The organism is Streptomyces sp. NPDC002788 (assembly GCF_053592115.1).
On sequence record NZ_JBSFVB010000010.1, the window covers coordinates 251,147 to 263,552 of the forward strand.

At 72.6% G+C, this 12,406-nt stretch carries 9 protein-coding genes; 4 read left to right on the top strand and 5 right to left on the bottom strand.

What is annotated here, in order from left to right:
• Window positions 1-40: 40 nt before the first annotated feature.
• Together ACWD1U_RS20710 and ACWD1U_RS20715 are read right to left on the bottom strand one after the other, a co-directional pair.
• A complete protein-coding gene (locus ACWD1U_RS20710; protein ID WP_451109360.1) occupies window positions 41-226 on the bottom strand; it encodes a hypothetical protein in 186 nt (61 codons plus the stop codon).
• Window positions 227-611: 385 nt separating this feature from the next.
• Window positions 612-3,641 carry a BTAD domain-containing putative transcriptional regulator gene (locus ACWD1U_RS20715; protein WP_451109361.1) on the bottom strand — a complete coding sequence of 1,010 codons (3,030 nt, stop codon included), beginning with the start codon at window positions 3,639-3,641 and terminating at the stop codon, window positions 612-614.
• A 400-nt stretch (window positions 3,642-4,041) separates the two neighbouring features.
• Between ACWD1U_RS20715 and ACWD1U_RS20720 the strand changes: the two genes are divergently transcribed.
• A complete protein-coding gene (locus ACWD1U_RS20720; protein ID WP_451109363.1) occupies window positions 4,042-4,863 on the top strand; it encodes an endonuclease/exonuclease/phosphatase family protein in 822 nt (273 codons plus the stop codon).
• A gap of 3 nt (window positions 4,864-4,866) precedes the next feature.
• On the opposite strand, the gene ACWD1U_RS20725 is transcribed toward ACWD1U_RS20720, so the two are convergent.
• Window positions 4,867-6,381 carry a CehA/McbA family metallohydrolase gene (locus ACWD1U_RS20725; protein ID WP_451109364.1) on the bottom strand — a complete coding sequence of 505 codons (1,515 nt, stop codon included), beginning with the start codon at window positions 6,379-6,381 and terminating at the stop codon, window positions 4,867-4,869.
• Window positions 6,382-6,567: 186 nt separating this feature from the next.
• Between ACWD1U_RS20725 and ACWD1U_RS20730 the strand changes: the two genes are divergently transcribed.
• The 3 genes from ACWD1U_RS20730 to ACWD1U_RS20740 all read left to right on the top strand — a co-directional run bounded on the left by ACWD1U_RS20730 (window position 6,568) and on the right by ACWD1U_RS20740 (window position 10,437).
• Window positions 6,568-7,413, top strand: a complete 846-nt coding sequence (locus ACWD1U_RS20730) for an LLM class F420-dependent oxidoreductase (protein WP_451109366.1) — start codon at window positions 6,568-6,570, stop codon at window positions 7,411-7,413.
• A 188-nt stretch (window positions 7,414-7,601) separates the two neighbouring features.
• Window positions 7,602-7,808, top strand: a complete 207-nt coding sequence (locus tag ACWD1U_RS20735; protein WP_451109367.1) for a hypothetical protein — start codon at window positions 7,602-7,604, stop codon at window positions 7,806-7,808.
• 43 nt (window positions 7,809-7,851) lie between these two features.
• Window positions 7,852-10,437: a bifunctional FO biosynthesis protein CofGH gene (locus tag ACWD1U_RS20740; RefSeq protein WP_451109368.1), complete on the top strand. Its 2,586-nt coding sequence runs from the start codon at window positions 7,852-7,854 to the stop codon at window positions 10,435-10,437.
• Window positions 10,438-10,449: 12 nt separating this feature from the next.
• Here the strand turns inward: ACWD1U_RS20740 and ACWD1U_RS20745 are convergent, their stop codons facing one another.
• Both ACWD1U_RS20745 and ACWD1U_RS20750 read right to left on the bottom strand, forming a co-directional pair.
• On the bottom strand, window positions 10,450-11,859 hold the full coding sequence (locus tag ACWD1U_RS20745) for a hypothetical protein (protein ID WP_451109369.1): 1,410 nt from the start codon (window positions 11,857-11,859) through the stop codon (window positions 10,450-10,452).
• 36 nt (window positions 11,860-11,895) lie between these two features.
• On the bottom strand, window positions 11,896-12,366 hold the full coding sequence (locus ACWD1U_RS20750) for a GtrA family protein (RefSeq protein WP_451109371.1): 471 nt from the start codon (window positions 12,364-12,366) through the stop codon (window positions 11,896-11,898).
• Between the last annotated feature and the right edge of the window lie 40 nt (window positions 12,367-12,406).

Genomic DNA, 12,406 nt, shown 5'->3' on the forward strand with positions numbered 1-12,406 from the left:
CCCTCCGCGCCGCCGCGGCCGAACCCCGTGTCGAGATCGCTTACTTCGTCGGCTTGAAGGGCTCCGACGTGGCGTGCAGGTCCTTGGTCTCCAGCGGCTCGCCGGTGGCGTGCAGGTCCTGCGTCGTGACGGCGCCCTCTTCCGTGGCGTGCAGGTCCTCCGTGGACGCCTCGCCGTCCGTGGTGCCCGTCGCGTGCAGGTCCTGCGGCTTGAGCTCGTCCCCCATGATCGTCATCTCCCCTTGGCAATGGATCGAGCAGTGAGGTCGGCGGGCCCGCCCGGTCATTCCCCCGAGGACGACCGGACGGGCCCACCAGGGCCGCACACCGTTTGTCGCCGGTGCTGGGCCCGATGCAGTGACCCGTCTGCCCCCCCCGACACGACGGATCGACTACGACAAGCATGGCGTGGAGCGATAAACGAATGATGAACGCGCCGACCAGGCCTCAGGGGTCCTTGCACTGTGCCCGCCCGGGTCGCGCGGCCTGGCACCGCGCCTCGCCGCGTTGCCGAAGCGCCCAGGCAGCTCCGCTACCAGGGCACTTAGGCGCCTTGCGATGCACGGCACCGGACCACGCGACCTGATCGGACGCTCATAGTGCAAGGACCCCTCAGGCCACCCGCACCGGGGACAGCAGGGCGCGCACCTCGGCGGCCTCGGGCGAGCCCAGTTCCTCGTAGATCCCGGCCGCTTCCTGCCAGCAGACCTGAGCCCGGCCCGACTGGCCGATACCGGTGAGCGCGCGGCCCAGGACCGTGAGGACGTTGCCGCGCCGCCACTCCCCGCCGATACCGCGGAGCACGGTGAGGGCCATCTCGGCGTTGGCGGCGGCCTGCGCGGGGCGGCGGGCGGCGAGATCCACCTCGGCCAGCCGGAACAGGCTCATGCCCTCCCAGAGGCGCTGCCTGCTGTCGCGGAACACCTCCAGCGCTTCCTGGAGCCGTCCGGCCGCGTTGCCCAGCTCCCCGCTCTGGGTGAGGGCGAGCCCGAGGGCGTAACGGGCGTTCGCGCCGCGCATGGAGTTGCCCATGGCGTCGTAGATGTCGATGCCCTCCTGGGCCAGCGCGACCGCACTCCGGGTCCGCCCGGTCGCCAGGTGGATCCGGGACAGGTTGCAGAGCGCGGCGGCCTCGCCGGGGCGGTCGCCGAGAGCACGGAAGTGCTCGATGGCCCGGGAAAGGTGCTCCTCGCCGTCCTCGTGCCGGTTCTGGTACAGCGCGATGATGCCGCGCGCGTTGCGGGCCCAGCAGACGGGAAGCAGGTCGTCGGCCTCCTGGGCGAGGGCGATGGCCCGTTCCGCCTCCTCCTCGGCCCGCTCGAAACGGCCGCTCACATGGTGGACGTTGACGAGGGTCATCAGTGCACGCGCCTCCGCCCGGTCGAGGCCGTGCAGCCGGGCCGCGTCGACAAGCGCCTTGGCCGTCGCCTCGTACTCCTTGGAGTTGGCTCCCGACTCGGACAGGTCGTGCGCGGCCCACAGCATGTCGATCGCCCGGGGGAGCGTCTCCGGCTGCCCAGCCGACTGCCGTACGCAGGCGAGGAGGCAGATGGCCTCCGCGTACAGCCAGTCCTGCGCCGTGTGCCGGTTCTCGAACCGCAGCCCCGGATACGAGGTCGGTTCGAGGTGGTCCACCAGCCGGTCCCCCGGCCGCTCGATCGCGTACACCCCCGCGGCCGACGCCAGATAGAAGTCCAGCAGTCGCGAGAGCGCCGCCCCCCGCTCGCTCGGCGGCTGTTCGTCCCTTTCCGCGCACGCACGCGCGTAGAGCCGGACGAGGTCGTGGAAGCGGTAGCGGCCGGGAGCCGCGGATTCGAGGAGTGAGGTGTCGACGAGGGACTCGAGCAGGTCCTCCGTGTCCTCGACCGGGAGGTCCAGGACCGCTGCTGCCGCCGCGAGGGAGATGTCGGGGCCGTCCGCCAGGCCCAGCAGCCGGAAGGCGCGGGCCTGGGTGGGCTCCAGCTGGCCGTAGCCGAGCTCGAACGTGGCCTTCACCGCCAGGTCGCCGGCCTGGAGTTCGTCCAGGCGGCGGCGTTCGTCGGCGAGCTTCACCGCGAGGACCGACACCGTCCAGGTGCGGCGGGCCGCCAGGCGGGACGCCGCGATACGGATCGCCAGCGGCAGGAAACCGCAGGCCGCGACCACGTCCAGGGCGGCCTTCCGCTCGGACGCCACCCGCTCCTCGCCCACGATCTTCGTGAACAGCGCCAGCGCCTCGTCCGGGGACATCACGTCCAGGTCGACCAGGTGCGCGCCCGCCAGGTCCACCATCCGCACCCGGGAGGTGACCAGCGCGGCGCAGCCGTCCGTGCCGGGCAACAGGGGGCGCACCTGGGCGGCGTCCCGGGCGTTGTCCAGCAGGACCAGGACGCGGCGGCCGGCCAGGACCGAGCGGTACAGCGCCGCGCGTTCCTCCAGCGAGTCGGGGATCGCCGAGTCGGCCGTGCCGAGCGCGCGGAGGAAGGAGCCCAGGACCGTCTCCGGCTCCGCCGCCCGGGCGCCCGCGCCCTGCAGGTCGACGTACAACTGCCCGTCCGGGAACGCCGAGCGCGCCTGGTGGGCCACGTGCACGGCCAGGGTCGTCTTGCCGACGCCGCCGATGCCGGCCACGGCCGAGACCGCCATGACCCGGCCCTCCGCGGAGGCCAGGAGGTCGCCGAGGTCGCGCACGAAGGCGGAGCGGCCCGTGAAGTCGGGAACCGTCGCGGGCAGTTGCGCGGGCCGGAGCGGGACGGCGGCCGGCTCGGGGGCCGGGGAGGAGGGCTCCGCCAGTCCAGGGTCCGCCTGAAGGATCCGCTGCTGCAGCTCGCTCAGGCCGGGGCGCGGGTCCACGCCCAGTTCGTCGGCGAGCAGGCGCCGGGTGTCGGCGTACACCGCGAGGGCCTCGGCCTGGCGGCCGCTGCGGTAGAGCGCCAGCATCAGCAGCTCGCGGAGCCGCTCACGGAGCGGATGGGCGGCGGTGAGGGCGGTGAGCTCCGACACCGCCTCGGCGTGGCAGCCCTGCTCCAGATCCATGTCCAGGCGGGATTCGAGGAGCTGGAGCCGCCATTCCTCCAGGCGGACCCGCTGGGCCTCCGCGTACGGGCCGGGTACGCCGGCCAACGTCTCCCCGTCCCAGTGGGCGAGGGCGCGCCGCAGCACGTCACGGGCGTGGCAGAGGTCGCCGGCCGAGCGGGCCTTCTCCGCCTCGGTGGCCAGGTCCTGGGCGACGGCGAGGTCCAGGGCGCCCTCGGCGAGGTCCCGTACCGCGTAGCCACCGGACTCGCTCACCAGGACGCCCGGGTCCAGGATCTTGCGCAGGCGGGAGGCGTACGTCCGCAGCGCCGCCAGGGCCTGCGAGGGCGGTTCCTCGCCCCAGAGGGCGTCGATCAGTTCCGCGGCGGTGGCCGTACGGCCCTCGCGGAGGAGCAGGGCGGCGAGCAGGGCGCGTTGCTGAGGGGAACCGGTGGTGATCGACTCGTCACCGCGCCAGGCGCGCACGGGGCCGAGCACACTGAATCGCAGCGCTGCGGAAGCCGTCGGCGTCGCGAGCCCGGCCGGCTTCTCCGGTTCCGCCGCTTTCGCCGACTCCGGTGACTCCGCCGTGGAGTCGGGCCGCCGCTGCTCCGGTACGCGCGGTACACCGACCGGTACACCGTCCATGCAGTCCCCCTAGACATCCTGAGCAACCAGGCCAGTTTGCCTTGTGCGCGGCGGATACGTCAGCCGTGGGAGACACCGATCACAGGGCGGCGCACGGGAGTCCACCGGGTCTGCACACTCTCTCCGCGTGCGGCCCGGCCGGACTGTGCGGATCACGCCATCGCGGCCTGAACAGGCCCCTGCCGCCAGAGATGACGCTTCGTCATGTCAACGCTGCCGTGATGCCATGGACGCCCACGGCAGGACGTGGCCGCGCGGTGACGTCAGAGGAGCCTGGCGGAACCTCAGGTCGGTGCGGCGGAGCCGGCGGGTCGCCTTCGCACGAAGCTCTCACCGTTTCTCCAATGGTTCCTGCTTCAATGATCCCCGACGCCGCAACGACGGGAGCGGGTGGCTGCGGATGCGGATCGTGACCTGGAATCTGTGGTGGCGCTTCGGGCCGTGGCAGGCGCGGCAGAAGGCGATTCTCACGGCCCTGCGGGAGCTGCGGCCCGATGTCGTGGGCCTGCAGGAGGTGTGGGCCGCCGACGGCGAGAACCTCGCCGAGTGGCTGGCCGGTGAGCTGGGCCTGCACTGTGCCTGGGCCGCCTCGCCCGCCCCGCAGCGCTGGCGGCGGCGGATCGGGGACCCCACGGTGGACATAGGCAACGCCGTGCTCAGCAGATGGCCCATCGTCGACCGGGACGTGCTGTCGCTGCCCGCCCCGGCGGACCTGGACGACGGCCGGGTGGCCCTGTACGCCCGTCTGGCCGGACCCGCCCACGAGGTGCCCTTCTTCACCACCCACTTCGCCGCCGCGGAGCACGCCTCGGCGGTCCGCTGCGGCCAGGTCGCCGCGCTCGCCGAGTTCGTGGCCCGGCACCGCGGCGACACCCCGTTCCCGCCCGTCGTCACCGGTGACCTCAACGCCTGGCCCGACTCCGACGAGGTCCGCCTGCTCGGCGGTTACAAGACCGCCCCGGTGGTGCCCGGCCAGGTCCTGCTGGACGCCTGGGAGTACGCCGACCCGGCCGCGCCCGCCGCCACCTGGGACGCGGCCAACCCGTACGTGGCGGCGGCCCGGGAGCCCAGCGTGCGTATCGACTACATCCACGTGGGCCCGCCCGGTCCCGGCGGACTCGGCCATGTCCGGGACGTGCGGCGGGCGTGCCACGGCCCGGTCGACGGGGTGTGGCCCTCCGACCACGCGGCGGTCGTGGCCGACCTGGCGGACCGGACCTGACCCCTAGTCCGTGCGGCGCCCCAGGAAGATCGGGTTGGTGAACGCCGCCAACGGCCCGGGCAGCGGCCCCGCCGCCGCCTCGTGCCGCAACTCTGCCCGCACGTACGCCGCGTACGACGGGGTCGTCCGCCACTCGACGGCACCCGAGCCGGACACCGGCAGCGGCGCGCTGGTGTGCAGCACACCCTGGTCGGTGACGAAGCGGACCGTGCAGCGCGGAGCGCCCGTGACCTCCAGGCGGACGGTGACCGGGGTGTCGCGGCCGACGGTGAGCCGCTCGCCGATGCCCGCGTGTTCGCCGCGCCCGCCGGACGCCCGGAACGACAGCGCGACCCTGGCGGACTCGGCGATGTACGACCGTCCCGCCCGGATGCCGCTTTGGATGGCCTCACGGGTCAGGTCGTCGGCCAGGACGACCGTCTGCGGACTACCCACGGCGTCCGGGGCGCGGTGGGCGTCGCTGCTGCCCATCGCCGGGATCCAGTCGCGGCCGTCCCGCACGGACGCCACCAGCATGCTGTCCCAGTCGGCCAGGGCGACCTCGTCGTCGGGCGTGTAGGGGCCGTTCCAGACCTCGATCGCGTCGGCCTCGCCGAAGCCGAACTTCCAGTTGCAGCCGACGCAGGTGGCGTGCGGATGGGCCGGGACGACCAGGCCGCCGGCGCGGCGGATCTGCCGGGCGAACCGGCCGAAGAGGTTGTCGCGGGCCCGGTAGCGCCAGTCGACGAAGGTGCCCGGGTCGGTGCCGAGCGCGACGACGTGGCCGTTGCGGGTGGTGATCTCCTCGCCCAGCATGACCAGCAGGTCGTCCCCGGCCACGTCGGCCCAGTGGGCGTGCGCCGAGTGCGTGTTGTGCTCGGAGGAGTTGATGAAGTCCAGGCCGGCCGCGCGGGCCAGCTCCCCGATCTCGGCGGGGGTGCGGCGGCCGTCGGAGTGCCAGGAGTGCAGATGGCAGTCGCCCCGGTACCAGGCCCGGCCCCGGCCCTTGGCCCGGTCCGGCGGGTACACCGGCTCGACGGCCTCGTCCGGCTCGCCGTGGGTCAGCGTGATCGTGATCTCGTACGACAGGCCCTGCGGGGCGATCGTGTACGGGCCGAGCGCGATGTGCCAGGTGCCCTCGCGCACCGGGCCGGGCAGGTAGCCGGGCGTGGCGTCGTCGGCGCGGAGGAAGAACTCGGTGCGCGCCCCGCCCGACCAGCCGCGGAAGCCCCGGCCGCCGAGCTCGGTACCGCGGTCGTCGAAGATCCCGATGTCGAGGGCGTTGCCGGTCGTGCCCGGCGGGACGGACGGCCGGTCGTAGGTGTAGGCGACCTTGATCTCCCGGACCCCGGCCGGGACCTCGACGGGCACGTACACGAAGTCCGGGGAGCCGGGCGGCAGCGTGCCGCGCACCGTTCTGCTCTCCCGGCCCCCGTCGGCCGCTGAAGCGAAGCTCACGCTTCCCAACGTAAGCGCGGCGGCCGCTCCCGTCACGAACAGGGCGCGCCGGCCGAGCCCGACATGGTCGTCCTCGCACATGCTGCTGCTCCCAGGTGTCGTCGGCGACAGGGCATGGGTGATGCGGGGGTGCTGCCTGCAACCCTTGACTTCAGCCGTGAACTCCGGTGCACGGCAAGGGGATCGGCGGATTTCGCCGACACGGCGGGCATGAAATGCCGACCGGTCGGTATGGACAGTCGGGCACCCCTCGGGTAGAGATGGGTCATGCGCATCGCCGTAACGATCTTCCTCACCGACGAGACGATCACCCCGACCCGGCTCGCCCGGGAGTTGGAGGACCGCGGTTTCGCCGGGCTGTATCTGCCCGAGCACACGCACATCCCCGTCGAGCGGACCACCCCGTACCCCGCGGGCGGCGAGCTGCCGGGCGAGTACGGCCGCACCCTCGACCCGTTCGTGGCGCTCGGCCAGGCCGCCGCCGTCACCGAGCGGCTCGGGCTGGGCACGGGCATCACCCTGGTCGCCCAGCACGACCCGATCGACCTGGCCAAGCAGATCGCGACCCTGGACCACCTCTCCGGCGGCCGGTTCACGCTCGGGCTCGGATTCGGCTGGAACGTCGAGGAGGCCGCCGACCACGGCGTGCGGTGGAGCACCCGGCGCGAGCTGGTCCGGGACCGGATGGCGCTGATGCGTGCCCTGTGGTCGCAGGAGCCGGTCGCCTACGAGGGGGAGTTCGGCGGCGTCCGGGCCAGTCACGCCCACCCCAAGCCCGTGCAGGAGCCGCGCGGCCCGGTCGTCGGCCCGCGCACGCTCGTCGGCGGGGGCGCCGGGCCCAAGCTGTTCGCCCACATCTGCGAGTACGCCGACGGCTGGCTGCCCATCGGCGGACGCGGCCTGTCCGAGTCCCTGCCCCGGCTGCGCACCGCCTGGACGGAAGCGGGCCGCGACCCCCAGGCCCTCCAGGTCGTCCCGTACGCCGTCCACCCGACCCCGGGCAAGCTCGCCCACTACGCCGACCTCGGCATCGAGGAGGTCGTGACGCAGCTGCCCCCGGCGGGGGAGACGGAGGTGCTGAAGGTGCTGGACGGCCTCGCGCAGTACCTCTGACAACCGCCCGGCCAGGCAGACCGGTTCGCCTCCCCTGCTGAGGGGTCCTTGCACTGTGCCCGCCCGGGTCATAGTGCAAAGACCCCTAAACTGCGGGTCAAGAACCGAGCGGGTGCCCGTCCCTGCGCGACTGACCGCCGCGCCGCACGGGACGAGGGCCCGGCTCGCAGTCACCACGGGGGGGCGTCGTGAGGTTTGTCTGGTTTTCCTGGCTCGTGCGCCGTTTCGGCGAGTACGGCTACAGCCAAGGACTGCTGCGCGGCGCGATCGGCACGGCCGCGGTCCTCGTGACCGCCGCGCTGCTGTGGTTCGCCCTGCACCGCAACCGCCCGGCCGCCGTCGCCGCCGCCGGTCTCGTGTCCGCCCTGGGCATCGGGTGGCTGGCCTTCCACTGACGGGTCTCCCCGCGTCTGATCAGCGCACTCGTATGCTCGAAGGATGACGACCTCCGCGACCTCCGGAACCGGCCCCACCGAGAACTCCCTGCGTCGCGCCCTGAAACGGGCCAGGGACGGCGTCTCGCTCGACGTCGCCGAGGCGGCGGTCCTGCTCCAGGCCCGGGGCGGGCATCTGGAGGACCTGTCGGCCTCGGCCGCCCGGGTGCGGGACGCGGGCCTGGAGGCGGCCGGCCGGCCGGGCGTCATCACGTACTCGAAGAGCGTCTTCATCCCGCTGACCCGACTGTGCCGGGACAAGTGCCACTACTGCACGTTCGTCACCGTCCCCGGCAAGCTGCGCCGGGCGGGCCACGGGATGTTCATGTCGCCCGACGAGGTCCTGGACATCGCCCGCAAGGGCGCCGCGCTCGGCTGCAAGGAAGCCCTCATCACCCTCGGCGACAAGCCCGAGGACCGTTGGCCGGAGGCGCGCGAGTGGCTCGACGCGCACGGCTACGACGACACCATCGCCTACGTCCGTGCCATCTCCATCCGCATCCTGGAGGAGACGGGCCTCCTCCCGCACCTGAACCCGGGCGTCATGAGCTGGACCGACTTCCAGCGCCTGAAGCCGGTCGCGCCCAGCATGGGCATGATGCTGGAGACGACCGCGACCCGCCTCTGGTCCGAGCCGGGCGGCCCCCACCACGGCTCTCCCGACAAGGAGCCCGCCGTGCGCCTGCGGGTCCTGGAGGACGCCGGGCGTTCCTCCGTGCCCTTCACCTCCGGGCTGCTGATAGGCATCGGGGAGACCTACGAGGAGCGCGCCGAGTCGCTGTTCGCGCTGCGGAAGGTCTCCCGTGCCTACCACGGCATCCAGGAACTGATCATCCAGAACTTCCGCGCCAAGCCCGACACCGCGATGCGCGGCATGCCCGACGCGGAACTGGACGAGCTGGTCGCCACGGTGGCCGTCGCCCGGCTGCTCATGGGCCCCTCGGGCTGTATCCAGGCCCCGCCCAACCTCGTCGACGACGAGTACGAGCGGCTGATCGGCGCCGGCATCGACGACTGGGGCGGGGTCTCGCCGCTCACCATCGACCACGTCAACCCCGAACGCCCCTGGCCGCAGATCGACCAGCTCGCCGAGAAGTCCCGCGCCGCCGGTTTTGAACTGCGCGAACGCCTCTGCGTGTACCCGGAGTTCGTACGGCGCGGCGAGCCCTGGCTGGACCCGCGGCTGCGCCCGCACGTGGCCGCGCTGGCCGACCCGGAAACCGGGCTCGCACGCCCCGAAGCCCTGCCGCGGGGCCTGCCGTGGCAGGAGTCGGAGGAGGTCTTCGTGTCCTCCGGCCGCACCGACCTGCACACCTCCATCGACACCGAGGGCCGCACCTCCGACCGCCGGGACGACTTCGACGAGGTGTACGGCGACTGGGGCGCCCTGCGTGAGGCGGCTGCCCCGGGCATGGCACCGGAGCGCATCGACACCGACGTACGGCAGGCACTGCGCACGGCGGCCGACGACCCCACGAAACTCACCGACGACGAGGCGCTCGCCCTGCTGCACGCGGACGGCCCGGCGCTGGACGCGCTCGCCCGCGTCGCCGACGACGTACGGAAGTCGGCCGTGGGCGACGAGGTCACCTACATCGTCACCCGCAACATCAACTTCACCAACGTCTGCTACACGGGCTGCCGCTTCTGCGCCTTCGCCCAGCGCCGCACGGACGCCGACGCCTACACCCTCTCCCTGGACCAGGTCGCCGACCGGGCGCAGCAGGCCTGGGACGTCGGCGCGGTGGAGGTGTGCATGCAGGGCGGCATCCACCCGGACCTGCCCGGCACGGCCTACTTCGACATCGCGCGGGCGGTGAAGGAACGCGTCCCCGGCATGCACGTGCACGCCTTCTCACCGATGGAGGTCGTCAACGGCGCGACCCGCACCGGGATGTCGGTCCGCGAGTGGCTGACCGCCGCCAAGGAAGCCGGCCTGGACACCATCCCGGGCACCGCCGCCGAGATCCTCGACGACGAGGTCCGCTGGATCCTGACCAAGGGCAAGCTGCCCGCGGCGGACTGGATCGAGGTCGTGACGACGGCCCACGAGCTGGGTATCCGGTCGTCCTCGACGATGATGTACGGGCACGTCGACCAGCCCCGCCACTGGCTCGGGCACCTGCGCACCCTCGCCGGCATCCAGCAGCGCACCGGCGGCTTCACCGAGTTCGTGACGCTGCCGTTCGTGCACACCAACGCGCCCGTGTACCTGGCGGGGATCGCCCGCCCGGGCCCGACCATGCGGGACAACCGCGCGGTCACGGCCATGGCCCGGCTCCTGTTGCACCCCTACATCCCCAACATCCAGACCAGCTGGGTCAAGCTGGGCACCGAGGGCGCGGCCGAGATGCTCCGCTCCGGCGCGAACGACCTCGGCGGGACACTCATGGAGGAGACCATCTCCCGCATGGCGGGCTCGTCCTACGGCTCCTACAAGTCGGTCAAGGACCTGATCGCGGTCGCGGACGCCGCGGGCCGCCCGGCCAAGCCCCGGAACACCCTGTACGGGGAGGTGCCCGAGGAGCGGCAGCGGGCGGCTCAGGCGTCGGACGGACACCTGCCGGAGCTGCTGCCGGTGCTGGACTGAGCGACCGGCCCTCTACTGGCCCCCGGTGTCCGCCGGCTGATGTGCCCTCAGGGCGTGATCGGCCGAGGTGCCGGGGGTCGCCGGTGGGGGAGTGGCCGGGGCTCGGTCCAGCCACAGCAGGAGCAGGCCGAGGGCGCAGGCGATCGCCGGCCAGTAGAGGTAGCGGAAGTCCGTCGCGGGCATGATCGGCAGATAGCCGAGGATGTACGCCGCCGAACTGATGCCCAGCGCGCGGATCGGCATGGAGAAGGTGCCCTTGCCGGGGCGGACGGCGAGCATCAGCGCGGCCGCGAGCCAGAACCAGCCGCGGAACAGCCACCGCAGGTCCGTCACGATGCCGTTGACGTACGTGTCGAGCATGTCCTCCAGCCGGGGATGCGCCACCTCGATGCCCAGGTCGTTGCGGCTGACCCCCGCTTTGTACGGGTAGCCGGTCTCGAACAGCAGACTCGTGAAGAGCCGCAGCCGGTACTGGAGGTACTGCGGCACATGCCCGCTCATCTCGCGCAGCCACAGGGACGTGATCTCGTCGGAGTCCCCGCGCAGCCCGTCCGCCGGGCGCTCGTAGCAGGCCCAGTAGGCGTCAGACAGGGCCCCGATCCGTTCGCACTCCCGCGCCGAGGCCACGAGCCGGTCCCGCAGGTCGGGTGACACGTCGGCGGACCGCAGTTCGTCCACCCTCAGCACATGCACCAGGTCGTCGAGCATGATCTGCGCGCCCTGTTCGGTCTGCAGCGGCTTCGCGAACAGCGAGATGGCGGCGGCGGGCACGACGAGCCCGGCCACGAGGGCGGCCGTGCACATCACCCAGGTACGGCGCCCGGGGTCGCGCCACAGCGCGAGGACCAGCATGACGAAGACGGGGATCGCGGCGAGGAAGGCGTTCTTGCGCACGAGCATGGCGTAGGCGAGGAACAGCACACCCAGCCAGAGCAGGCCCCACCGTACGGCGGGGTGGACCCGCCTGTCCCGGATTCGCAGCCCGGTGAAGGCGACCGCGCCGGCCGCGAGCAGCGCGAACGCCGCGTGCACGTCCTTCCACACGACCCCGACGAACGTCAGCACGAAGGGCAACAGCCCGAGCCCGAGCACCGCGAGCGAACCCGCACGGCTCGCGGTCAGCGCCCAGACGCACCAGGCCATGACCCACAGCGCGCCCCAGAAGACGAGGGACTGCAGGACGAGCATGGACGCGATCGAGCCGGTCACGGCGATGAGTGCACGCCACACCAGACTCAGCACCGGCGGATGCCAGTCGGTCAGCGGTGTCGTTCCCCTGGCCTGCCGGAGCTGGTCGAGGCTGTCGGGACTCAGGTAGCCGGGGGCGAAGACGAGGATCGTGGCCAGGCAGCACCCCGCGGCGACGGCGGCCAGCCCCCAGACCCAGTGCTGCGTACGCGGCATCCATCCCTTTTGTCCCATGTGCCGGATGCTAACGGGTCGTCGGATGCCTGCCGCTCAGGGTGCGACGAAGACGTAGCGCCGATAGGTGTAGAAGCGGAACAGCGTCGCCAGCACCCAGCCGAGGATGCGGGCGGTGTTGTCGCTGAGCGCCGAGTCGAGCCCGAGCAGCTCCCGGGAGGCGAAGACGGTGCCGGCGGTGATGGCGAGCCCGACGCCGTTGGCGACGAGGAACAGGGCGAGTTCGCGGGTCACCTTCTCGCGGTGCTGGTGGCGGTAGGTCCAGTAGCGGTTCCCGACCCAGCTGAAGAGCGCGGCGACACCCGTCGCGATGACGGACGCCTCGACGGGGGAGGCGCTCATCGGCCCGCCCCCCGCACCCCCCGGCAGTCCGAAGACGAGCAGGTTGTAGCCGCCGTTGTCGACGACGAAGGCCAGGGCCCCGATGACGCCGAACTTGGCGGCCTCGCGCCAGATGCCCTTGATGGCGTCACGCGCACGCAGCGTCACAGATGCGAGGACCGGCACACGGCGAGCGTAACCACCCGGCGCGCCCTCACCGCCCCGG

Coding starts and splice junctions, on each gene's coding strand:
- ACWD1U_RS20710 (WP_451109360.1), bottom strand. CDS start 226: ATGGGGGACGAGCTCAAGCCGCAGGACCTGCACGCGACGGGCACCACG.
- ACWD1U_RS20715 (WP_451109361.1), bottom strand. CDS start 3,641: ATGGACGGTGTACCGGTCGGTGTACCGCGCGTACCGGAGCAGCGGCGG.
- ACWD1U_RS20720 (WP_451109363.1), top strand. CDS start 4,042: ATGCGGATCGTGACCTGGAATCTGTGGTGGCGCTTCGGGCCGTGGCAG.
- ACWD1U_RS20725 (WP_451109364.1), bottom strand. CDS start 6,381: ATGTGCGAGGACGACCATGTCGGGCTCGGCCGGCGCGCCCTGTTCGTG.
- ACWD1U_RS20730 (WP_451109366.1), top strand. CDS start 6,568: ATGCGCATCGCCGTAACGATCTTCCTCACCGACGAGACGATCACCCCG.
- ACWD1U_RS20740 (WP_451109368.1), top strand. CDS start 7,852: ATGACGACCTCCGCGACCTCCGGAACCGGCCCCACCGAGAACTCCCTG.
- ACWD1U_RS20745 (WP_451109369.1), bottom strand. CDS start 11,859: ATGGGACAAAAGGGATGGATGCCGCGTACGCAGCACTGGGTCTGGGGG.